Annotated in this window: 19 protein-coding genes; 12 read left to right on the top strand and 7 right to left on the bottom strand. The window is 72.9% G+C overall.

Translation table 11 applies throughout. From position 1 onward, the window contains the following. Nucleotides 1-43: 43 nt before the first annotated feature. Nucleotides 44-1,015, top strand: a complete 972-nt coding sequence (locus tag ACIBMZ_RS17945) for a DNA polymerase domain-containing protein (protein ID WP_396695058.1) — start codon at nt 44-46, stop codon at nt 1,013-1,015. A 7-nt stretch (nt 1,016-1,022) separates the two neighbouring features. Here the strand turns inward: ACIBMZ_RS17945 and ACIBMZ_RS17940 are convergent, their stop codons facing one another. Beyond that, nucleotides 1,023-1,469, bottom strand: a complete 447-nt coding sequence (locus tag ACIBMZ_RS17940) for an Lrp/AsnC family transcriptional regulator (RefSeq protein WP_350697391.1) — start codon at nt 1,467-1,469, stop codon at nt 1,023-1,025. A gap of 164 nt (nt 1,470-1,633) precedes the next feature. Here ACIBMZ_RS17940 and pdhA point away from each other — a divergent pair, with 164 nt between their 5' ends. From pdhA to ACIBMZ_RS17915, 5 genes are all read left to right on the top strand, one after another. Beyond that, complete coding sequence (pdhA, locus tag ACIBMZ_RS17935; RefSeq protein WP_396695056.1) at nt 1,634-2,797, top strand: pyruvate dehydrogenase (acetyl-transferring) E1 component subunit alpha; 1,164 nt, start codon at nt 1,634-1,636, stop codon at nt 2,795-2,797. Further along, entirely contained in the window at nt 2,797-3,810 is a 1,014-nt protein-coding gene (locus ACIBMZ_RS17930; RefSeq protein ID WP_396695054.1) for an alpha-ketoacid dehydrogenase subunit beta, read from the top strand. Before pdhA ends, ACIBMZ_RS17930 begins: the two co-directional genes overlap by 1 nt. 67 nt (nt 3,811-3,877) lie before the next feature. Then, complete coding sequence (locus tag ACIBMZ_RS17925) at nt 3,878-5,329, top strand: dihydrolipoamide acetyltransferase family protein (protein WP_396695052.1); 1,452 nt, start codon at nt 3,878-3,880, stop codon at nt 5,327-5,329. A gap of 559 nt (nt 5,330-5,888) precedes the next feature. Continuing rightward, a complete protein-coding gene (locus ACIBMZ_RS17920; protein WP_396695050.1) occupies nt 5,889-7,148 on the top strand; it encodes an Ig-like domain-containing protein in 1,260 nt (419 codons plus the stop codon). A gap of 211 nt (nt 7,149-7,359) precedes the next feature. Further along, nucleotides 7,360-7,710, top strand: coding sequence for an STAS domain-containing protein (locus ACIBMZ_RS17915; protein WP_131057440.1), 351 nt, complete (start codon nt 7,360-7,362; stop codon nt 7,708-7,710). Nucleotides 7,711-7,812: 102 nt separating this feature from the next. On the opposite strand, the gene ACIBMZ_RS17910 is transcribed toward ACIBMZ_RS17915, so the two are convergent. From ACIBMZ_RS17910 to ACIBMZ_RS17900, 3 genes are all read right to left on the bottom strand, one after another. Further along, nucleotides 7,813-8,193, bottom strand: coding sequence for an FKBP-type peptidyl-prolyl cis-trans isomerase (locus ACIBMZ_RS17910; protein ID WP_396695048.1), 381 nt, complete (start codon nt 8,191-8,193; stop codon nt 7,813-7,815). A gap of 215 nt (nt 8,194-8,408) precedes the next feature. Then, nucleotides 8,409-8,978, bottom strand: coding sequence for a hypothetical protein (locus tag ACIBMZ_RS17905; RefSeq protein ID WP_396695046.1), 570 nt, complete (start codon nt 8,976-8,978; stop codon nt 8,409-8,411). 242 nt (nt 8,979-9,220) lie between these two features. After that, nucleotides 9,221-9,946 (bottom strand): helical backbone metal receptor, encoded by a 726-nt coding sequence (locus ACIBMZ_RS17900; RefSeq protein ID WP_396695044.1) that lies wholly within the window; start codon nt 9,944-9,946, stop codon nt 9,221-9,223. Nucleotides 9,947-10,024: 78 nt separating this feature from the next. Between ACIBMZ_RS17900 and ACIBMZ_RS17895 the strand changes: the two genes are divergently transcribed. Both ACIBMZ_RS17895 and ACIBMZ_RS17890 read left to right on the top strand, forming a co-directional pair. Then, complete coding sequence (locus ACIBMZ_RS17895) at nt 10,025-10,933, top strand: hypothetical protein (RefSeq protein ID WP_396695042.1); 909 nt, start codon at nt 10,025-10,027, stop codon at nt 10,931-10,933. 267 nt (nt 10,934-11,200) lie between these two features. Then, nucleotides 11,201-12,466 carry a hypothetical protein gene (locus tag ACIBMZ_RS17890; RefSeq protein ID WP_396695040.1) on the top strand — a complete coding sequence of 422 codons (1,266 nt, stop codon included), beginning with the start codon at nt 11,201-11,203 and terminating at the stop codon, nt 12,464-12,466. Between the two features lie 73 nt (nt 12,467-12,539). On the opposite strand, the gene ACIBMZ_RS17885 is transcribed toward ACIBMZ_RS17890, so the two are convergent. Continuing rightward, nucleotides 12,540-12,884: an Lsr2 family protein gene (locus ACIBMZ_RS17885; protein ID WP_396695038.1), complete on the bottom strand. Its 345-nt coding sequence runs from the start codon at nt 12,882-12,884 to the stop codon at nt 12,540-12,542. A 267-nt stretch (nt 12,885-13,151) separates the two neighbouring features. Here ACIBMZ_RS17885 and lon point away from each other — a divergent pair, with 267 nt between their 5' ends. Then, the gene (gene lon / locus ACIBMZ_RS17880; RefSeq protein ID WP_396695036.1) at nt 13,152-15,488 is read left to right on the top strand and encodes an endopeptidase La; all 2,337 of its coding nucleotides are present in this window, start codon (nt 13,152-13,154) and stop codon (nt 15,486-15,488) included. Nucleotides 15,489-15,689: 201 nt separating this feature from the next. Here the strand turns inward: lon and ACIBMZ_RS17875 are convergent, their stop codons facing one another. Both ACIBMZ_RS17875 and ACIBMZ_RS17870 read right to left on the bottom strand, forming a co-directional pair. Next, nucleotides 15,690-17,387: a DEAD/DEAH box helicase gene (locus tag ACIBMZ_RS17875; RefSeq protein ID WP_396695034.1), complete on the bottom strand. Its 1,698-nt coding sequence runs from the start codon at nt 17,385-17,387 to the stop codon at nt 15,690-15,692. Between the two features lie 104 nt (nt 17,388-17,491). Then, nucleotides 17,492-18,379, bottom strand: coding sequence for a hypothetical protein (locus ACIBMZ_RS17870; RefSeq protein WP_396695032.1), 888 nt, complete (start codon nt 18,377-18,379; stop codon nt 17,492-17,494). Between the two features lie 133 nt (nt 18,380-18,512). Here ACIBMZ_RS17870 and ACIBMZ_RS17865 point away from each other — a divergent pair, with 133 nt between their 5' ends. From ACIBMZ_RS17865 to ACIBMZ_RS17855, 3 genes are all read left to right on the top strand, one after another. Continuing rightward, on the top strand, nt 18,513-19,670 hold the full coding sequence (locus ACIBMZ_RS17865) for a sensor histidine kinase (RefSeq protein ID WP_396695030.1): 1,158 nt from the start codon (nt 18,513-18,515) through the stop codon (nt 19,668-19,670). Further along, nucleotides 19,667-20,272, top strand: coding sequence for a response regulator (locus ACIBMZ_RS17860; RefSeq protein ID WP_396695028.1), 606 nt, complete (start codon nt 19,667-19,669; stop codon nt 20,270-20,272). The genes ACIBMZ_RS17865 and ACIBMZ_RS17860 overlap by 4 nt, the downstream gene beginning before the upstream one ends. A 159-nt stretch (nt 20,273-20,431) precedes the next feature. Next, nucleotides 20,432-21,385, top strand: a complete 954-nt coding sequence (locus ACIBMZ_RS17855) for a DUF5715 family protein (RefSeq protein WP_396695026.1) — start codon at nt 20,432-20,434, stop codon at nt 21,383-21,385. The last annotated feature ends 2 nt before the right edge of the window (nt 21,386-21,387 follow it).

The raw sequence follows: 21,387 nt of genomic DNA, 5'->3' as shown, positions 1-21,387 counted from the left end.
CGCTCGCCCCCGCGCCGGCCGTCCTGCGTCGTACGCTCGGCAGGTGGCGACCGCGGCCGAGGAGATCCAGGTGGGGCGGCGGGTGGTCCGCGTCTCCAGCCCGGACAAGCCGTACTTCCCGGAGCGCGGGCTGACCAAGCTCGACGTGGTGCGCTACTTCCTCGCCGTCGGCGACGGCATCCTGCGCGCGCTCCGGGACCGGCCGACGATGCTGGAACGGTGGCCGCGCGGGGTGTTCGAGGGGGCGACGGTCGCCACCCGGCAGGACAACCGGGGCGACGCCTTCTATCAGAAGCGGGTGCCGGCGGGCGCGCCCGACTGGGTGGGCACCGCGCACATCACCTTCCCCAGCGGGCGCAGCGCCGACGAGGTCGCGCCGGGGGAGTTGGCGGTGGTGATCTGGGCGGTCAACCTGGGCACCCTGCGGTTCCACCCGTGGCCGGTGACCCGGGCCGACGTGGAGCGGCCGGACCAGCTCCGGATCGACCTCGACCCGATGCCCGGGGTGGGGTTCGACCAGGTCGTCCCGGTGGCGCACGAGGTGCGCGGCTTCCTCGACGAGCTGGGCCTGACCGGCTACCCGAAGACCACCGGCGGGCGTGGCCTGCACGTGTACGTCCCGATCGAGCCCCGGTGGAGCTTCGGCGACTGCCGGCGGGCGGTGCTGGCGCTCGGCGGCGAGATGCGGCGGCGCCGGCCGGACCTGGTCACCACCACCTGGTGGCGGGACCAGCGGGACCGGCCGGTCTTCGTCGACTACAACCAGATGGCCCGGGACCACACGATGACCTCGGCGTACTCGATCCGGCCGACGCCCGCGGCGCTGGTCTCCGCGCCGCTCGACTGGGCCGAGCTGGACGACGTACGGCCGGAGGACTTCGACGTGACCACCGTGCCGGCCCGGTTCGCCGAGCGGGGCGACCCGCACGCCGGTCTGGACGGGCCACGGTTCTCGCTGGACCCGCTGCTGGAGCTGGCCGACCGGGAGGGGCTGGCCGCGCCGCCGGAGCGCTGAGCGGCGGTCAGGCCCACGGGCTGCGGACCCCGTCGTACTCCTCGAAGACCAGCCAGCTCCGGGTGGACAGCACCCCGGCGATGCGCTGGACCCGGTCCAGCACCACGTCCCGCAGCGTGGCGTTGTCCGGTGCCCGGACCAGGGCGAGCACGTCGTGTTCGCCGCTGAGCAGCGCCACGTGCTCGACGTAACGCACCCGGGCCAGCTCCGCCGACACCTCCCGCCAGGTGTTCTGCTGGATGGTCAGGGCGATGTACGCCGAGGTGCCCAGCCCGGCGGGCTCCGGCGCGACCCGGGCGGCGAACCCGGTGACCACCCCGTCGCGCAGCAGCCGCTCCATCCGCGCGTACGCGTTGGTGCGCGACACGTGCACCCGCTCGGCGAGCGTCCGGACGGAGATCCGCCCGTCCCGGGTCAGTTCGTCCAGGATCCGCCGGTCCACCTCGTCCAGCATCGGGGCCGTTCGTCCCGGTCCACCCCGCAGGGGCGGTGCGTCAGCGGTCTCCTGGCTCACCGGAGCCTCCCATCAGTGCCATACATCCCGCGTTCACCGGCCATCTTGAGTCAATCATCCGACCACAGGAGCATAGGTCCACCACACGTCCAGGAGGTTCCGCCGTGACGACCACCCCTCAGGCGGCCCGCAGGGCAACCCCGCGGAAGCGCCGGTCGGCCACCCCGACCGTGCCCGACCCGGCCGCCGCCCTGCTTCCCCAGGCCGATCCGGTCCGGTTGCTGAACCCGGACGGCACGCTGCTGCCGTCGCGGGCCGACTATCCCGAGCCCCCCGTGACGGCCCTGCGCGAGATGTACCGCCGGATGGTCGTCGGCCGCCGGTTCGACGCCCAGGCCACCGCGCTGACCAAGCAGGGCCGCCTCGCGGTCTACCCGTCCTCCCGGGGCCAGGAGGCGTGCCAGGTCGGCGGGGTCCTCGCGGTGCGCGACGACGACTGGGTCTTCCCGACCTACCGCGAGTCGATGGCGCTGACCGCGCGGGGCATCGACCCGGTCGAGGTGCTCACCCTGCTGCGCGGTGACTGGCACTGCGGGTACGACCCGGCCGTACGTCGCACCGCCCCGCAGTGCACGCCGCTGGCCACCCAGTGCGTACACGCCGCCGGACTGGCCTACGGCGAGACGCACCAGGGGCGGGACACGGTGGCGTTGGTCTACATCGGCGACGGCGCGACCAGCGAGGGCGACTTCCACGAGGGGGTCAACTTCGCCGCCGTGTTCAAGGCACCGGTGGTCTTCTTCGTCCAGAACAACCGGTACGCGATCAGCGTGCCGCTGTCCCGGCAGACCGCCGCACCGACGCTCGCCTACAAGGGCGTCGGCTACGGCGTGCCCAGCGAGCAGGTCGACGGCAACGACCCGGTCGCCGTGCTCGCCGTGCTGGAGAAGGCGGTCGCGCACGCCCGCGCCGGCAGGGGACCGTTCCTGGTCGAGGCACACACCTACCGGATGGAACCGCACACCAACGCCGACGACGCGACGCGCTACCGCGACGCCGACGAGGTCGAGGCGTGGCGCGACCGCGACCCGGTGGCCCGGCTGGAGGCGTACCTGCGCTCCCGCGAGGTCCTCGACGACGCCGCCGTGGCCGCGATCGCGCAGGAGGCCGAGGAGTACGCGGCGCGGCTGCGCGAGCGGATGAACACCCAGCCCAGCGTCGACCCGCTCACCCTCTTCGACCACGTCTACGCGCAGCCCACCCCGCAGCTCGCCGCACAGCGCGACCAGGTCCGCGCCGAGCTCGCCGCGCAGGAGGAGGACGCCTGATGGCCACCATGACCATGGCGAAGGCGCTCAACGCGGCGCTCGCCGACGCGCTGCTCGACGACGAGCGGGTCGTCGTCTTCGGCGAGGACGTCGGGCAACTCGGCGGCGTCTTCCGGATCACCGACGGACTCCAGGCCCGCTTCGGCGACAAGCGCTGCTTCGACACCCCGCTGGCCGAGGCCGGCATCGTCGGCTTCGCGGTCGGACTGGCCATGTCCGGGTTGCGCCCGGTGGTCGAGATGCAGTTCGACGCGTTCGCGTACCCGGCGTTCGAGCAGATCGCCTCGCACGTGGCGAAGCTGCGCAACCGCACCCGGGGCGCGTTGAGCGTGCCGATGGTGATCCGGGTGCCGTACGCCGGTGGCATCGGCGGTGTGGAGCACCACTGCGACTCCTCCGAGGCGTACTACGCGCACACCCCCGGTCTCAAGGTGGTCACCCCGGCGACCGTGGACGACGCGTACTCGCTGCTGCGGGAGGCGATCGACGATCCCGACCCGGTGGTGTTCATGGAGCCGAAGAAGCTCTACTTCACCAGCGCCGAGGCGGACCTGCCGACGCGTACCGCACCCTTCGGGCGGGCGGTGGTCCGTCGGCCCGGCCGGGACGCCACCCTGGTCGCGTACGGACCGGCCGTACCCGTCGCGCTGGAGGCCGCCGAGGCCGCCCGCGAGGAGGGCTGGGACCTGGAGGTGGTCGACGTACGCACCATCGTGCCGTTCGACGACGACACGATCGCGGCCTCGGTCCGGCGCACCGGCCGTTGCGTGGTGGTGCAGGAGGCACAGGGTTTCGCCGGAGTCGGCGCGGAGATCGCCGCCCGGGTGCAGGAACGGTGCTTCCACGCCCTGCACGCGCCGGTGCTGCGGGTCTCCGGGCTGGACATCCCGTACCCCGCGCCGATGCTGGAGCACACCCACCTGCCCTCCGTCGACCGGGTGCTGGACGCGGTCGCCCGCCTTCAGTGGGACGACCAGCCGGACTCCCGCTGGCTCGCCGAGGTGCCGGCATGAGCGAGCGAATCATCGGGTTCCGTGTGGTGGAGTCTCGTGGCGGCACGCAGCGGAGCGGAGTGCCGGCATGAGCGAGCAGGTCTTTCTCCTTCCCGACCTCGGCGAGGGGCTCGCCGAGGCGGAGATCGTACAGTGGCGGGTCGCGGTGGGCGACGTGGTCACCGTGGACCAGACCGTGGTCGAGGTGGAGACGGCCAAGGCGGTCGTGGACGTACCCTGCCCGTACGCCGGCCGGGTGGTGGCCCTGCACGGCGCCGAGGGTGAGGTGCGTCCGGTCGGCCAGCCGCTGATCACGGTGGCCGCGCCGGTCACCGACGGCCCGACCGAGCCCGCCGGGCACGCGGTCTACCGCGAGGAGGAGCGGGCCGGCTCGGGCAACGTGCTGATCGGGTACGGCACCGGGCACGGCGGTCCGCGCCGCCGTCGACGTCCCCGCCTCGCCCCGACCGCGGGGTCTGGGGCGACAGTCACCGGCACGGCCCCGGCCGTCGTCGGTTCGGCCCCTGCTGTTCCTGTCGGCTCGGCCGTCGTCGGCGCGGGTAGGTCCGCGACTTCGGCGTTGGTCATCTCGCCGATCGTGCGGCGGTTGGCCCGTGAGCACGGCGTCGACCTGACCATGCTGCGCGGCACCGGGCCGGGCGGTGTGGTCCGCCGCGCCGACGTCGAGGCGGCGGTCGACGCGATCACGATGGAGCGCTCGACGACGGGCGTGACCACGACGGGCCGGTCGGCGGCGGGCGCGCCCGTGACGGGACTCGCCGCGCCGGATCTGGCCGCCGGGACACCGTCCCCGTCGGCGCACGTGGGACTCGCTCCGGCCGACGCGCGGGACCAGGTGATCCCGTTGACCGGCATCCGCCGGGTGATCGCCGACAAGCTCTCCCGCAGCCGCCGGGAGATCCCCGAGGTGACCATCTGGGTCGACGTGGACGCCACCGGCCTGCTGAGCACCCGGGCCGCGATCAACGCCGCCCGACCGGACCGGCCGGTGAGCATCCTGGCGCTGTTCGCCCGGATCTGCCTGTCCGGGCTCCGCCGGTATCCGCAGCTCAACGCCCGGGTGGACACCGAGGGGCAGCGGATCGTCCAGTCCGCCGCGGTGCACCTGGGCATCGCCGCCCAGACCGACCGTGGCCTGGTCGTGCCGGTGCTGCGCGACGCCGACCGGCTCACCACGGCCGAGTTGGCGACCGAGCTGGCGGCGACCACGACCGCGGCGCGGGCCGGTGAGCTGCCACCCGCCCGGCTCACCGGGGGCACGTTCACGCTCAACAACTACGGGGTGTTCGGTGTCGACGGCTCCACGCCGATCATCAACCACCCTGAGGCGGCGCTGCTCGGCGTGGGTCGCATCGTGGACAAGCCCTGGGTGGTGGACGGGAAGCTGGCGGTGCGGAAGGTGACCCAGCTCAGCCTCACCTTCGACCACCGCGTGTGTGACGGGGGAGTCGCCGGTGGCTTCCTGCGGCACGTCGCCGACTGCGTCGAACAACCGGCCCTGCTGATCGCCTCCGTCTGACCCACCCGCACCGCCCGCACAGGCCCCTCAGGCGTCGATGTCGCCTCCTCAGGCGTCGATCATGGAGTTGTGCACAGGACATAACGGCTGATAAGCGGCCGAAATGACAGCCACAACTTCATGATCGACGGAGTGGGGCCGCAACTCCATGGTCGACGAGGGTTGGTGGTCGCGGGTCGCGGGTCGCGGGATCGACGGTCTTACGGCCGGCCGACGGGCGAGGGGCACCTCCACGGCGCGAGCGCGGGTGAGTGGCGCGGGCGGGGTGGCGGTGCGGATCGGTGGTGGGCGCGGCGTGCCGGAGGACGTCGGGCCCACAGGCGGCCGTAGGCCCGAGAGCGGGCGAACCTTCGTGGACCGGTGGGCTTCCGGACATCGGTCGCAGGTCGCCGACTAATGGTCGGGATAGCGCGGTCGAGTCTTTTTCGGTCCACCGTGGCGTGATGGCGCGGAAATGTCCCCGGCGCAATTAGCGCGCTGTTTCGTCGAATTGCCGAGTCGCTGGTGGGTAGCCGGTGAGAATGTGGCGGAGGGCGAGAAATAAACGGGGGGACGCATCATGAACCTGAGGGGGCGATTGGCGCTGCTGACGGTGGCCGTCGCAGCGGCGCCACTGGCGTTGGGCGCGTGCACGGGCGACCGGAAGGTCGTCGGGGAGGGCCGACAGGTCGCTCCGGAACTCTCCGTGACGCCCGCCGAGGGTGCGCGGGACGTGCCGGTCAGCGGTGAGATCGGCACCGCGGTCAAGCACGGGCGGGTCACCGACGTACGGATCACCGACGACAAGGGCGCAAAGGTCGGGGCCGAGCCGCGCGAGGACGGCACCGGCTGGGTGCCGACCGAGGTGTTGCAGCCGAAGCGGACGTACACCGCCGAGGTCACGGTGACCGGCGAGAAGGGACAGACGGTCACCCGGAAGACGACCTTCACGACGCAGCCGAAATCGTCCAAACCGGCGATCACCAGTACGCTCTATTTCGCCGGTAATCGGACGTACGGCACGGCAATGCCGGTAACCGTCGCGTTCGACCCGCCCATTCCCAAAGAAGCCAGGGCGGATGTGCAGCGTCGTTTGTTCGTGAAGACGGATCCACCGCAGCCGGGCACCTGGTCCTGGGTGTCCGACGGTAGTCAGGTCTATTACCGGGCGCCCGATTTCTGGCGGCCCGGCACGTCGATCAGCGTGCGTGCCGCGCTGGAGGGCCTGCCGATCGGCAAGGAGAACGTCGGTGACGCCGACCGACGGGCCACGTCGAAGATCGGCCGGCAGGTGGCGTTGGAGATCGACAACGCGACCAAGCAGATGTCGGTGATCCGGGACGGGAAGCTGCTGCGCAAGCTCCCGGTCAGCCTCGGCAAGCCGAGCACCCCGACCTCCAGCGGCAAGATGGTGATCATGGAGAAGCACGACTTCACCACGTTCGACACCACGGGCTCGGCCGACCCGTACGTCGTCGATGTCGAGGACGCGCAGCGGCTCACCTGGGGCGGCGAGTTCATCCACGGCGCGCCCTGGTCGGAGGGGGACCAGGGGTACGCCAACGTGTCGCACGGCTGCACCAACCTCTCGGCGGCCAACGCGGACTGGCTGATGGGCGTCACGCAGGTCGGTGACCTGGTCACCGTCAAGGGCACCGAGGTCGAACTCGGCGAGGGCAACGGCTGGACGGCCTGGAACGTCGGCTGGGACCGGTTCGCCGAGGGCAGCGCGCTGCCCGTACCCGCCGGATTGGGGCCGGCTCCGACCGCGTCGGCCGACCCGGGCGCGGTGGCCGGCGGTGGCTCGCCGGAGCCGCAGCCCTCGGCCAGCGGCGGCTGAGCGCACCGACGGCTGACCGCATCCGACGGCGGGCACCGGCCCGGTCCACCGGGCCGGTGCCCGCCGTGGTGGGCGGGCCGCTGCTGCTCAGGTGGTGTCGGGGGATCGTCCCTAGGGTGGACACGCCGGGCCTGCGGGTCATGCCCTGGGCTTACCCGGAACCGCCTTTGCGCAGGGTGTGAGTGTCGGTGGTGCGGGATAGGTTCTTCTCATGCCAGAGCGCGAGGAGCGGTTCCACGTGGAGACCACGGTCTTCGACGACGCGGTGTGCGTCCGCGTGGTCGGCGCCGTCGACATCGCCACCGTCGCGGCGTTCCGCGCGGCCCTCTGGGCGGCACCGGCCCGGCCGGAGCTGCGGGTGGACCTCTCCGAGGTGCGGGTGCTCTCCGCCGCCGGGGTGCGCACGCTGATCGCGGCCCGGCTCTGGGTGCGGGCACAGGGCGGCCAACTGGTGCTGACGGACCCGCCGCCGGTGGTGGAGCGGGTGCTGCGCGCGACCGGCCTGCGTCGGGTCATCCCGGTCGTCGGCTCGTGCTCCGAGCGGGTGCTGGCCGGGGTGTGACGTCGCGTCGGCGGGTTCGCCCGCCGGGCGGGCGAGGGTCGGCGTCCGAGGCCGACCGCGCGTCCGGCGCCGGGTACGGGGGCCGGCGCCGGACGCGGACGCTCAGCGGACGCCGAGCAGGTCGACCACGAAGACCAGGGTCTCGTTGGGCTTGATGACGCCACCGGCACCCCGGCTGCCGTAGCCCAGGTGCGGCGGGATGGTGAGCTTGCGCCGGCCGCCGACCCGCATCCCGACCACGCCCTGGTCCCAGCCGGCGATGACCCGGCCACCACCGAGCGGGAACTCGAAGGCGTCGCCCCGGTTCCAGGAGGCGTCGAACTCGGCTCCGGTGGAGTGCGACACCCCGACGTAGTGGACGCGGGCGACCTGGCCGGGCTGGGCCTCGGGGCCGTCGCCCACGGTGATGTCCTCGATCACGAGGTCGGCGGGCGGGGCACCCTCGATCGGACCGATCTCGGGCTTGCTCGCTGCCTGGTTCATGCGGATTCTCCTGTGACGTCGGTTCTGGTCAGCACAATCCTGCCGGATGCTACGCCAGCGATGCCCGTCGCACGCCGCACGACGGTCCGGGACGGCCGGAGCGCTCACGACGGCCAGGGGCGGGAGCGCACACGAGACGGAGCGGGACGGAGCGCACACGACGGCGGGCGGCACCCGCAGGGGGCCGCCCGCCGTGTGGGGAGGGAGGTGACAGGTCAGCGGAGCCAGGCGAGGCGCTTCACGATCGGCAGCCGGGCCCAGGTGCGGCCGAGGCCCCAGGTGTCACCGGCGTCGGTCACCGCGAGCAGCGCCAGCACCCCGGCGTAGACGAGGTGGTCGTCCATGAAGGGGTTGTTCGCGGGCGGCAGGGCCGCGGTCCACATCAGCACCAGCAGCAGACCACCGGCGGCGGCGGCGACGCGGATCCCGATGCCGAGGATCAGGGCGGTGCCGATCGCGGCCAGACCGAGCATGAATAGCCAGTCGGCCCAGGCCGCGCCGGCGATGCTCTGGTAGAAGCCCTCGAACGGCCCGGTGACGCCGAAGCTGAGGAATCCCTTGGTGGGGCTGCCGCCGTTGATCCAGGCGTTCTCGCCCTCGGTGGCGAACCCCAGGCCGAACAGCTTGTCCAGGAACGCCCAGAGGAAGATCCAGCCCAGCGCCAGGCGCAGCCCGGCGAGCAGGTAGCGGGTGGCCCGCTTCCGGTTGACCTGCTCCCGTACGGTCTCGGCCCCCGGGGCCTTGGCGGCGGTGTTCCGCTGGATCATCGCGGTCATGATGTCCACGTCCCTTCTCTGCTTCGCACCGCTGTCCCGGTGACACCTTCATTGGACGCCGGTGGGGCCGGGTGCGGTCAGGGCCGACCGGGCCCGGACCGGGCGGGACCTTCGACCCCTTCCGGCCCGGGCCGTCGGACCGGGTGGGAGACGGGCGTACGTCGTCGGAGCGGCGCCGGGGCCGGGGCGCTGAGTGCCTGGCCGGGCCGGCGCGCCCGGGTGTGCCGCGCTGTCCGGGCGCGGGGTGGCGGTCAGCCGACGGTGACCGGGTTCGCCAGTTGCCCGGCCAGCACCGACGGGGCCTCGGCCAGCGAGGGGCCGTACCAGGTCAGGTGCCGTCCGGAGAGCAGCGCGCACGGTACGCCCGGAAACGCCTCCGGCCCGTCGTCGGCGGTGAACCGGTACGGCTCGTCCGGCAGCACGACCAGGTCGGGTGCGGTGGCGCGCAGCTCGTCCACCGTCGGACGCGGATACCGTTCCGGCTGCCCGGCGTAGAGGTTGGACACGCCCAGCCGACGGAGTACGTCACCGGCGAAGGTGTCGGCGCCGAGCACCACCCAGGGCCGCCGCCAGACCGGCACCACCGCGCGGTGCCGCACCGACGGAGTCGGAAGGTCGGCCCAGGCCCGTCGTGCCGTCGTCAGCCACTCGGGTTCCGCCGCCGCGCCCAGGTCCCGCAGCAGGTCGGCCAACTCGGTCAGGGCGGAGTCCACGGTGCGCGGGTAGGTGACCCGGACCGGCACCCCGGCGGCGGCCAGCACGTCGGCGTCCTCGCGCCGGTTCTCCTCGACGTTGAGCAGCACCAGGTCCGGCCGCAACGCGCGGACCCGATCCAGGTCGGGGTACTTGCTGCCGCCCACCCGGGGCACGTCCAGGTCGGCCGGGGCGGTGCACCAGTCGGTGGCCCCGACCAGCAGGCCGGGCAGGGTCACCGCCACCGCCTCGGTCAGCGAGGGCACCAGGGACACCACCCGCACGCGTCCGCCTCCTCGCCTCCGGCGCGGTCGGTCACCGTCGTGGCGGTCACCGAGGGCCTACCGGGGGAGCCGCCCGGCATGATCGTCATCCTAGACTCGGTCGGTCGGCGGCAGGATTGGGTGGATACGACGATGACCGGTGGCGACGCGTGGCTGTCGACGATTCCGGCCGGTGGGCGTACGCCCGTGCTGGCCCGCGCGGGGCAGCGGGTGCACGCCGGCCCGCGTCTGGGTGAGGTGATCCGGCGTCGTCCGCCGGGGCTCACCGGCAACCAGTGGAACACCGCCGCCCGGGTGGTGCTCGATCACGTGGTCTGCGCGGACGACACCGGCCTGCCGCAGTTCGCGGTCGAGTTCCGTCAGCCGACGCCGGATGCCCCCGCCCGACGGGTGGACCGGATCGTCGAGGCGGTCACCGCCAGCGTCGGCCTGCCGCTGCTGCGCATCGGCTCGGCCACCCTGCGCGCCGCCGACCACGGCCCGCGCATCGTCGGGTACGTGATCGACGCCCGCCGGTACGCCGACGGGGCCGTCGTGTCGGACGTACCCGCCGTCGGATACCGCGACATCGTCGGCCGGCTGCCGGACGGGCGCACCGGCGCGGTCAACGACCTCGGCGCGCTCGCCCGGACCGAGGCGGTCGAGGCGTACGTGGCGCGGCGACTCGCCGATCCGATCCTGCGCGGACTGCACGTGCGCTGGGCCGACGGCCCGGTCGAGGGGTGGAGCTGGGTCGAGGTGCGCCCCGGCGAGTTTCTGGTGGAACGGGTCGTCCTGCGGACGTACCGATTCTCCTGTGGTGTCGATCCGGCGCGACTGGCCGAGGATCTGGCCGCGCTCGCTGTCGGTGAGCGCCTGCGCACCCTGGATACGGAAACTCCCGTCCTGACCGGACGGGCCGATCTGCTCGACGACATCCGGCGACTCGGGCAGCGCCGCGACGAACTCGTGGACGGTTTCGCCTACGACCACCTGCACCAGGTCTGACCTGCCCCGAAGCCGTACGGTCGGGGCCGTCGAAAAAAAGTCCACCTTCTTTTGAACTCCCGCCACGGCGGGGCCGTACCTCACCGGGAATGGACAGGATCTCCCCAACCCGCGCCGGGCGGCGCGGGAGACGGTGCGGAAAGGGCATCGTCGTCTGTCGACGTGCCACCGGTGCGTTCGAACGGCCTCCGTCGAGCGCGCCACCACGATTCCGTTCGGTCCGTCGAGTCACGCGTCAGGTACCGGATCGAGAAGGAGAGCAATTCGATGCGCAGGTCCACCCGGTCACGCAGACCATCAGGTAACACGCGGACCAAACGACTTCTGGCCGTTGGTGCCACGCTCGCCGTCTTCGGTGGCGTGGTCGCCGTTACCCAGATCTCGTCGGCCGGTGACCGACGGCCGAACAAGCAGCAGACCCGCCCGATCTCGGCAGAGTGTGTGGAGCCCAGCCCGGGTGCGACCGCGCCGACCGCCCGTGGCGCCACCACCACCCGTACCTTCCAGAACGGTCGGTGGGTGACCAACCACTGGGGTGACGGGCAGCAGTCCGTCGAGGAGTGCCAGGAGACCCGCAGCGGTAACGGTGGCGCGACCACCGGTGCCTTCGCCGTGGCCTGTCCCGACGTGGTCAGCCGCCTGCCGCAGGTGCCCGACCGCGCCCGCGCCGAAGTGGACCGCAACCTGGCCCTGCTGCAGACCCAGATCACCGAGGCCGACCAGCGCCTGGCCGCCGAGGGCAACAAGGGACAGGCGTTCATCCGCAACGCGATCCTCGACCCGCTGGCCAGCAAGCGGCGGGCCACGCTCGACCGGATCACCATCGCCATCGACCGCTTCGGCCCCCGGCCGCGTGGCCTCGCCGGTCTGGCCGCCTGCCAGGTGCAGCCGGTGAACAACAACAACGGTGGGAACAACGGCGGCAACAACCCCAACAACGGCGGGGGCAACAACAACGGCGGCAACAACGGCGGGGGCAACAACAACGGCCTCGACGTGCTGGCCAACAACTGCAACAACAGCCAGCTCCAGCCGCACGACGGCTTCCAGAACGGCAACCGCTGCATCAGCACCGCCTTCGGTGAGGTCGGCGCCGCGGCGAACAACCCGTCGCTGCTGATCACCGAGTTCCCGCAGCAGATCAACCGCAACGAGGGCTTCTCGCTGCGGGTCAGCACCCGCAACCTGGTCCGGGACCGCTTCCTCCCGGCCGGTCAGGGTGGCTACTACCTGGAGAGCTCGCTGCTCAACGGTGAGGGTCTGACCCGTGGTCACTTCCACACCGCGTGCCGGATGCTGAACAACACCGACGAGGCGCCGGCAGCCGATCCGGTCCCGGCCTTCTTCGTGGCCACCGAGGACGGCGGCGGCGGTCGCCAGCCGGACAGCGTGGTCATCCAGATCCCGGGTCTGCCGGACTCCGGCACCGCGCAGTGCGCGGTCTGGGCCGGTGACGGTTCGCACCGCATCCCGATGTCGGAGCGGGCCAACCAGACCCCCGCCTTCGACGCGGTGCGGATCCAGGTCAACTGACCCGAAACGACACGCGGGCCGTCCGGAACCAGGTTCCGGACGGCCCGCGGCGTTTGTGTGGCGGGGCTGCTGTTCAGCGGTTCTTGTACGCCTCGACCACCTCGACCGGGATACGACCCCGCTCGGAAATCTTGTAGCCGTTGCTGACCGCCCATTCCCGGATCGCGCGGTTCTGCTCGCGGTTCATTCCGGGTGCCGCAGCGGTGACGCGACGCGGTCCGCGACCGGTGTCGGCGCTGCCGCGTCCGAGCCGCCGACCCGCATTGATAAACGGATCCAGCGCCTTGCGCAGGACTCCCGCGTTCTCGTCGGAGACGTCGATGGTGTAGCTCACGCCATCCAGGCTGAACTCGACCGTGCGATCGGCCTTTCCGCCGTCGAGGTCGTCAGTCAGCACCGTGATTACTTTTCTCGCCATCGTCGATTACTCCCTGTGTCTGGCGGGGTGTGGTCAAAGTTTGACTCATCGCCCGGCAATTGCGCAACAAAAGCCCCTCCTTACCGGCTCTCGCGTTTTGCGCCGCGCGTAAATCCCGATTACCCGGCGTTCCCGCCGTCGGTACGGATGTGTCGGCGGCGCATCCGGCCAAGGGGGCGTTCGTGTGCTGGGTCACACCGTGGAACAACGACGACCCGCCTCGACTTGAGTCAGACACGCTCAACTCAATGCGATAGCAGGTGTTCGATGGCAACTCTTCCGGTACTTCCACTGACCGACGCGGTACTGCTGCCCGGCATGGTCATCCCGGTGACCCTCGACCCGACCACCCAGGCCGCGGTCGACGCGGCCCGCACCACCGGCGACCGCAGGCTGCTCGCCGTGCCCCGCCTCGACGGCGAGTACGGCTCCGTCGGCGCGGTCGCCACCATCGAGAAGGTCGGCCGGCTGCCCAGCGGCGAGCCCGCCGCCGTCGTCCGTGGCCTCGCCCGCGCCCGCATCGGCTCCGGGGTGCCCGGGCCCGGCGCGGCCCTCTGGGTCGAGGCGACCGAGATCGACGAGCCCGCCCCGGCCGGCCGGGCACGGGAACTGGCCCGCGAGTACCGCGCCCTGGTGACCTCCGTGCTCCAGCAGCGCGGCGCATGGCAGGTCATCGACGCGATGGAACGGATGACCGACCTCTCCGAGCTGGCCGACTCGGCGGGCTACGCACCCTGGCTCACCCTGGCGCAGAAGACCGAACTGCTCGCCGCGCCGGACGTCACCGCCCGGCTGGAACTGCTCGTCGGCTGGGTCAAGGACCACCTCGCCGAGCAGGAGGTCACCGAGCAGATCAACTCCGACGTCCGCGAGGGGTTGGAGAAGACGCAGCGGGAGTTCCTGCTGCGCCAGCAACTCGCCGCGATCCGCAAGGAACTCGGCGAGGACGCCCCGGACGGCTCCGCCGACTACCGGTCCCGCGTCGAGTCCGCCGACCTGCCCGAGAAGGTACGCGAGGCGGCACTGCGCGAGGTCGGCAAGCTGGAGCGGGCCAGTGACGCCTCCCCGGAGGCGGGCTGGATCCGTACCTGGCTCGACACGGTGCTGGAGATGCCGTGGAGCACGCGTACCGAGGACAACACCGACCTGGCGGCGGCGCGGGCCGTGCTCGACGCCGACCACGCCGGGCTGGCCGACGTGAAGGACCGCATCCTGGAGTACCTGGCGGTGCGCAACCGGCGGGCCGACCGCAACCTCGGTGTGGTCGGCGGTCGCGGCTCCGGCGCGGTGCTGGCCCTGGCGGGTCCGCCCGGAGTCGGCAAGACCAGCCTCGGCGAGTCCGTCGCCCGGGCGCTCGGCCGCAGGTTCGTCCGGGTCTCCCTGGGCGGTGTCCGCGACGAGGCCGAGATCCGGGGCCACCGGCGCACCTACGTCGGCGCGCTGCCCGGACGGATCGTGCGGGCGCTGCGCGAGGCCGGCTCGATGAACCCGGTGGTGCTGCTCGACGAGGTCGACAAGCTTTCCGTCGGGTACGCCGGCGACCCGGCCGCCGCCCTGCTGGAGGTGCTCGACCCCGCCCAGAACCACACCTTCCGGGACCACTACCTGGAGGTCGACCTCGACCTGTCCGACGTGCTGTTCCTCGCCACCGCCAACGTGGTGGAGGCGATCCCCGGCCCCCTGCTGGACCGGATGGAACTGGTCACGCTGGACGGCTACACCGAGGACGAGAAGGTGGCCATCGCCCGGGACCACCTGCTGCCCCGGCAGCGGGAACGGGCCGGGCTGACCGCCGACGAGGTCGACGTCGACGCACCGGCGCTGGCCAAGATCGCGGGGGAGTACACCCGGGAGGCCGGCGTACGGCAACTGGAACGGGCGCTGGCGAAGGTCATGCGCAAGGTCGCGGTGGCGCTCACCGACGACCCGACGCCGGTCCGCGTCGGTGCCGACGACCTGACCCGCTACCTCGGGCGGCCCAAGCACACGCCGGAGTCGGCGGAGCGGACGGCGGTGCCCGGCGTGGCCACCGGCCTGGCGGTCACCGGAGCCGGCGGCGACGTGCTGTTCATCGAGGCGACCAGCATGGACGGCGAACCGGGGCTGACCCTGACCGGCCAACTCGGCGACGTGATGAAGGAGTCGGCGCACATCGCCCTCTCCTACCTGCGCGCCAACGGCCGTCGGCTCGGCCTGGACCCGAACGCCCTCGCCGGGCGGCGGATCCACCTGCACGTCCCGGCGGGCGCGGTGCCCAAGGACGGCCCCAGCGCCGGTATCACGATGGTCACCGCGTTGGCCTCGCTGGCCAGCGGCCGACCGGTCCGCCCCGAGTTCGGGATGACCGGCGAGGTGACGCTCTCCGGCCGGGTGCTGCCCATCGGCGGGGTGAAGCAGAAGCTGCTCGCCGCGCACCGGGCCGGTCTGACCGAGGTGATCATCCCGGCCCGTAACGAGCCGGACCTCGACGACCTGCCCACCGAGGTCCGCGAGGCGCTGACCGTGCACACGCTCGCCGACGTGGCCGACGTACTCGCCCTGGCGCTGCGCCCGGCCGAGATCGACCCGGCGGCGTTGGACGGCGAGGCGCTCGCCGCCGCGTGAGGGGCTGGATGAAAGGAGGGGGCCCTTGCTGACGCCTGCGGTAGAGCAGGGGTCCCCTGTTCACACCAGGCACCGCCGACCGGCGCCATCCCGTGCGGGGTGGCGCCGGTCGCCGTACACGGGCGCGTGCCGCGTGAGGAAGGGCCCCCTGCTATGCCGCGGGCGTTAGCAGGGGGCCCTTCCTTACGACGAAACGAAGCCTCAGCGGCGCTCGTCGCGGTCGCGGCGTACGGTGGCCTTTCGGCCCTTGATGGTGCTGCCGCGCAGCCCGGCGATCACCTCGTCGGCCACCCCGTTGGGCACCTCGACCAGGGAGAACCGGTCGGCGATCTCGATCGAGCCGATGTCCCGCCCCCGGATGCCGGTCTCCCCGGTGATCGCACCCACCAGGTCCTGCGGCCGGACCCCGGCGCGTCGGCCCAGCCCGATGAAGACCTGGGTGGTGCCGCCGGTGCGGGGCCGTGCCGGCCGTCGGTCACCCCGAGCGTCCTGGCCGGGCCGGGTGTCACGGGTCGGGCGGACCGCCACCTGCGGGATCTCCTCCTCGGCCTCGTCGGAGCCGGGCAGGGTCGCCTCGTGGGACAGTTTCACCGCGGCGAGCGCCACCTCCATCAGGTCGAACTCGTCGCTGAGCGTCTCCACGATGACCCGGAACGGCTCCAGGTCGTCCTCCAACAGGCTCTCCCGCAGTGCCGCCTGGGTCAGCTCCAGGCGGCGGGTACGCAGGTCGGCGACCGTGGGGATCTTGTCGATCGTGATGCGTTGGCCGGTGACCCGTTCGATGGTCTTGAGCATCCGGTGTTCGCGGGGCTCGGCCAGGGTGATCGCCACGCCCTCTCGGCCGGCGCGACCGACCCGGCCGATGCGGTGCACGTACGACTCGGGAGCCGACGGCACGTCGTAGTTGACCACGTGGCTGAGCTGCTCGACGTCCAGTCCCCGGGCGGCGACGTCGGTGGCCACCAACAGGTCGGCGGTGCCGGAGCGCAGCCGGCCCATCACCCGGTCCCGCTGTTCCTGGCTCATCCCGCCGTGCAGGGCCTCGGCCCGGTAGCCGCGTCCGTTCATCGTCTCGGTGAGCCGGTCGACCTCCTCCCGGCTGCGGCAGAAGACGATCGCCGCGGTGGGCGACTCGACGTCCAGCACCCGGCCCAGCGCCGCCGGCTTGTGCGCCCGCGCCACCAGGTACGCGCTCTGGCGTACCCGGGGCGCCGTACCGGCCACCGGCTGCTCGCGGGCGATGAGGATGCGGACCGGGTCGGTCAGGTGCGCCTGGGCCATGCCCTCGATACGCGACGGCATGGTCGCCGAGAAGAGCACCGTCTGGCGCTGCGCGGGCGCGTGCTCCAGGATCGCCTCGATGTCCTCGGCGAATCCCATGTCCAGCATCTCGTCGGCCTCGTCGAGGACCACGGTGGCCAGGTTGCCCAGCCGTAACGTGCCCCGGGCGATGTGGTCCAGGGCCCGGCCGGGAGTGGCCACCACCACGTCCACGCCGAGGTCCAGCGCCCGCAGTTGGCGGCCGATCGGCTGTCCGCCGTAGATCGGCAGCACCCGCGCGCCGAGGTCCTTGCCGTACCGGTGGAACGCCTCGGACACCTGCACGGCGAGTTCCCGGGTGGGCACCAGCACCAACGCCAGCGGCTCACCGCCAGGCCGGTCGGTCGGCATCCGGTGCAGCAGGGGCAGCGCGAACGCGGCCGTCTTGCCCGTACCCGTGGCTGCCTGCCCGAGCAGGTCACGGCCGGTCAGCAGGGTCGGGATGGCCTCCCGCTGGATCGGCGTCGGCTCCTCGTAGCCGAGTGCGGACAGCGCGGCGAGCAGTTCTGGCCGCAGGCCGAGGTCCGTGAAGGCGGGCGGATCCATGGTCGCGTCGGGCGGTACGGGCGTGGAACTCATGGGTCAAGCCTTTCATCACGCCCACCCGGCCGCTGCGGCGACCACCGGCAACACGCGGGCGGGGCCCGCCGCAGGGTGGCGACGGGCCCCACGGAGGCGGTCGGCTACGCGGTGACCAGCGCCAGGATGATGGTGATCCCGAGGACCGCGTCGATCACGCCGCACCACTGGGCGTAGGCGCGGGGCACCACCTGGCCGGTCCGGTGATGGATCACGTCCCAGCCCACGTGGGCCAGCCAGCCGATCGCGACCAGCCACTGCCCGGCCAGGCCGCCGACGATCACGGCGAGCAGCGCCAGGCCGGACCAGCCGGCCAGGCCGGCGAGCTGGAGCCGGAGCGCACCCGGTACGCCCCACTGCCGTCGGACGGTACCGATGATCAGATACCCGGCCGGCAGGACCAGCAGCGTGTACGCGGCCAGCGGTACGGGTGAGCTCCAGTTGTCGGCGGTCATCAGCAGCGCCAGCCCGGCCGGCCAGCGCTGTGCCACCGCCCGTGCCCACGGGTGTCGCGGCGCGGCGCGGTTCGGGTGGTGCACGGCGTACTCGGCCCGACGCCGCAGCACCGCCGCCACCATCGCCGGCACCATCAGCACGTGCGTGCCCATCATCAGGGCGTCGCCGTCGAGCAGCCCGGCCCGGTACGGCACCAGCAGCACCAGCACGGGCACGTACATGGCCAGGACCATCTCGCCGACGGCCGGGCCGGAGTGGCCCCGGTACCACATCCAGACCGCCATGCCGATGCTCATGTCGGTGGCCATCAGCAGCGCCGCGACGCCGGGGGCGGCCGGGCCCAGCCCGAGCAGCCCGGCCAGGGCGGCGCGGGCCGCACCGAGCGCCAGCATGCCGGCCACCATGGCCAGCGCCATCTCCACCAGGTGCCGGGCCAGCGGCGGCAGGCGCGAGCGGCGAACCGGCGCGGCCGGTTGCCCGTGGATCGTCGGGGTGGACGGGGTCGGTTTGCCGGGGGCGGCGAGGGCGTCGGTCATGACGTCGATCGTCGTGGCGGGCGACGTCGGCGACAATCCGCGTTCCGTCCCCGGTCGGCCGGGCACGACGCCCGGTCGGGCCGGGCGGAACGGGGGCTCCGCCGGTGCGGTGACGGGTTCTACCCTGACCGGCGTGGGGACGGACGGGACGGTGTCGGGCAGCGAGCGGACGCTCCGCCGCGCCCGGACGGCCACCATGGTCTCCCTCGCCGTCGGCATGGCCGCCACCCTGCTCCTGCCGGCGGTCGGGCTCGGTCGGGAGCCGGACCCGCGGTGGGTGGCCTCCGGCGTACTCGCCATCGGCGCGTTCGCGCTGGTCCTGGCGGGCGCGGTGGGCGCGGCACTGACCACCGGGTGGTCCGCCGCGCGGCGCCGACGGCTGCGGATCGGGTACGCCGCCGTCGCGGTGCTCGGTGTGCCGCTGGCCGCACCGGTCGCCGTCGGCGACTGGCCCACCTGGGCCTGGCTGGGCGCGGCGACGGTCGGCGGGGTGCCCCTGCTTGCCCCGCTGCGGGCGGCGCTTCCGGCCACCGTGCTGGCGATGGTGGTCGCCGGGGCGGTGGCGCAGGCGACCGGCGCGTCGATCGGGCAGGCGTTGCTGGTCGTCGGCACCGCCGGGCCCGGCGTCGCCGTGGTGAACGGCTTCCAGGTGTGGTTCTGGCGGCTGCTGGTGCAGGCGGAGCAGGGGCGCGCGGCCCAGGCCCGGCTGGCTGCCGCCCAGGAACGGTTGCGCTTCGCGGCGGACGTGCACGACCTGCTCGGACACCACCTGACCGTGATCACGCTGAAGGCCGAGCTGGCCGCCCGGCTGACCACCGCCGACCCGGCGCGGGCGGCCCGGGAGGCGGGCGAGGCGCAGCGGCTCGCGGCCACCGCCCTCACCGAGCTGCGCCGGACGGTGCACGGCTACCGCCGGGTCGACCTCGGTGAGCAGGTGACGGCGGTCGCGCAGGTACTGCGGTCGTCCGGCGTACGGTGCACCGTCGTGCCGCCCGCCGGTGAGTTGCCGTCGGAGGCGGCCACCCAACTCGCGGCGGTGCTCCGCGAGGCCGGCACCAACGTGCTGCGACACAGCCGGGCCGGCTGGTGCCGGATCGAGATCAGCCAGCGGGAGGACGAGGTGCGGATGACCGTGACGAACGACGGGGCGACCGAGACGGGGACGGCTGACCGGCACAGTCACGGCCTGCGCGGACTGGCCGACCGGCTCGCCGGTGCCGGTGGACGGCTACGCGTCGAGCGGACCGACGACGTGTTCACCGTCGAGGCGACCGTACCGGCCGTCGCATGATCAGGGTCCTGCTCGCCGACGACGAGGAACTGATCCGTACCGCCCTGGCCGCCCTGCTGGAGCTGGAGGCGGACCTGACGGTCGTCGCGCAGGCGGCCGACGGCAGCGCGGCGGTCACCGCCGCCCTCGCCCACCGACCCGACGTTGCCGTGGTCGACCTGGCCATGCCCGGCCAGGACGGCTTCGGAGTCGCCGCCGAGCTGGCCCGGGTGCTGCCGGACTGCGCGGTGGTCATCCTCACCGGGCAGGGACGCCCGCCGCACCTGGCCCGCGCGCTCTCCGCGGGAGCCCGCGGCTTCCTGCCCAAGGGCGCGCCGGGCGGAGCACTCGCCGACGTGATCCGCCGGGTCCACGCCGGTGGTCGGTACGTCGACCCGGCGCTGGCGGCCGACGCGCTGAGCATCCCGCCGTGCCCGCTGACCCCGCGCGAACTGGAGACGCTGCGGCTCGCCGAGGAGGACGCCTCCGTCGCCGTCATCGCCCGCCGAGCCCGGCTCTCCCCGGGGACGGTGCGCAACTACCTGGCTCTCGCCGTGCAGAAGCTCGGCGCGGACAGCCGGGCGGAGGCCCGCCGGATCGCGCGGGACAACGGCTGGCTGTGACCGTTTCGTCCGAGACCGGAGGCGATGCCACCGGTCCGCGCGGTCTGGCCCGGACTGGTCCCCTTCGAGGGAGAGCGGAGGATTGTTCGGACCCATCCCGATCGGTGTGATTACCGTCTGCTACAGGCGATCACCGCACGACGGGAGAGGGGACCCACCATGCGAGTGCCGAGCCGAAGCCCGGGACACCAGTCCGGTCCTCCCTCGCCGACCCGTCGGCGTCCCCGCGTCCCGAGCCGTCCCCGCACGACGGACGGGCCGGACCTGGACGCCTACCGGGAAGCGGTGGGCGAGCTGCTGGTCGAGGTGGGCGCGCTCGCGGCGGCGAGCAGCACGAAGGCCCGCCAGGTGCTGATCGACCAGCGGCTGCGGGAGCCGGCCATCGCCGCCGTGCTCGACGACACGCCGCAGGGGTTGATCGGCGCGCGGGAGACCCTGCTGCTGGAGATGGCCCGATACCAGCCGAACGCCCGCAGCTCTGCGGGCGATCTGGCCGCGCTGGTCCGGATCTATCTGCTGTCCCGCATCGACGTGATGTGGTGGCGTGACGCGTCCACCTTCGTCACCGACGCCGAGGTGCACCACAGCGCCCAACTCGTCGACCTGGAGTGGCTGCGCCGCCGGGGCCTGCTGCGGTTCCGCTACACCGAACAGCCCCGCACGGTGCTCGGCCGGGGCGTACGCGCGGTGCGGCGGCGGGTGCTGCCGGACGCCACCCCGCGTACCGCCGGGTTGCTGTTCCGTCGGGCCCGGCGGGAGGTCGTGGCGCTGCTCAACGACATCGGCCGGGAGTTCACCGCGGCCACCACGGTCGGCACGCCGCCGCTCTGGGTGACCAGTCTGGTCCGCAGCGCCGAGCACCAGTACCGGCTGCGTCGTCTCGGGTACGCCGCGATGGTGCCGAGCGGGCACTGCCTGGGTTGGGCGGTGGACGTGGAGATGGCCTGGTACGAGCGCTTCGGGGCGCGGGACACGCTGGCCGGGATCCTGCTGGACCGCCAACGGGCCGGCGAACTCAACGTGATCGACGAGGGGCAGGCCTGGCACATCTGCCTCGCGCCCTCGGCGACGCGGCGGCTTCGTCGGGCGTACGAGGCGGAGATGGGGATCTGACG

The sequence above is a fragment of the Micromonospora sp. NPDC049900 genome, assembly GCF_044461025.1.
Lineage (GTDB): Bacteria > Actinomycetota > Actinomycetes > Mycobacteriales > Micromonosporaceae > Micromonospora.
This window is presented reverse-complemented; position numbering and strand designations above follow the sequence as displayed.

Bases quoted from the DNA above. Each gene is read 5' to 3' on its own strand.
- ACIBMZ_RS17940 (WP_350697391.1), bottom strand. From the start codon at position 1,469: ATGCTGGACGAGGTGGACCGGCGGATCCTGGACGAACTGACCCGGGAC.
- ACIBMZ_RS17930 (WP_396695054.1), top strand. From the start codon at position 2,797: ATGGCCACCATGACCATGGCGAAGGCGCTCAACGCGGCGCTCGCCGAC.
- ACIBMZ_RS17925 (WP_396695052.1), top strand. From the start codon at position 3,878: ATGAGCGAGCAGGTCTTTCTCCTTCCCGACCTCGGCGAGGGGCTCGCC.
- ACIBMZ_RS17920 (WP_396695050.1), top strand. From the start codon at position 5,889: ATGAACCTGAGGGGGCGATTGGCGCTGCTGACGGTGGCCGTCGCAGCG.
- ACIBMZ_RS17915 (WP_131057440.1), top strand. From the start codon at position 7,360: ATGCCAGAGCGCGAGGAGCGGTTCCACGTGGAGACCACGGTCTTCGAC.
- ACIBMZ_RS17910 (WP_396695048.1), bottom strand. From the start codon at position 8,193: ATGAACCAGGCAGCGAGCAAGCCCGAGATCGGTCCGATCGAGGGTGCC.
- ACIBMZ_RS17895 (WP_396695042.1), top strand. From the start codon at position 10,025: ATGATCGTCATCCTAGACTCGGTCGGTCGGCGGCAGGATTGGGTGGAT.
- ACIBMZ_RS17890 (WP_396695040.1), top strand. From the start codon at position 11,201: ATGCGCAGGTCCACCCGGTCACGCAGACCATCAGGTAACACGCGGACC.
- ACIBMZ_RS17885 (WP_396695038.1), bottom strand. From the start codon at position 12,884: ATGGCGAGAAAAGTAATCACGGTGCTGACTGACGACCTCGACGGCGGA.
- lon (WP_396695036.1), top strand. From the start codon at position 13,152: ATGGCAACTCTTCCGGTACTTCCACTGACCGACGCGGTACTGCTGCCC.
- ACIBMZ_RS17875 (WP_396695034.1), bottom strand. From the start codon at position 17,387: ATGAGTTCCACGCCCGTACCGCCCGACGCGACCATGGATCCGCCCGCC.
- ACIBMZ_RS17870 (WP_396695032.1), bottom strand. From the start codon at position 18,379: ATGACCGACGCCCTCGCCGCCCCCGGCAAACCGACCCCGTCCACCCCG.
- ACIBMZ_RS17860 (WP_396695028.1), top strand. From the start codon at position 19,667: ATGATCAGGGTCCTGCTCGCCGACGACGAGGAACTGATCCGTACCGCC.
- ACIBMZ_RS17855 (WP_396695026.1), top strand. From the start codon at position 20,432: ATGCGAGTGCCGAGCCGAAGCCCGGGACACCAGTCCGGTCCTCCCTCG.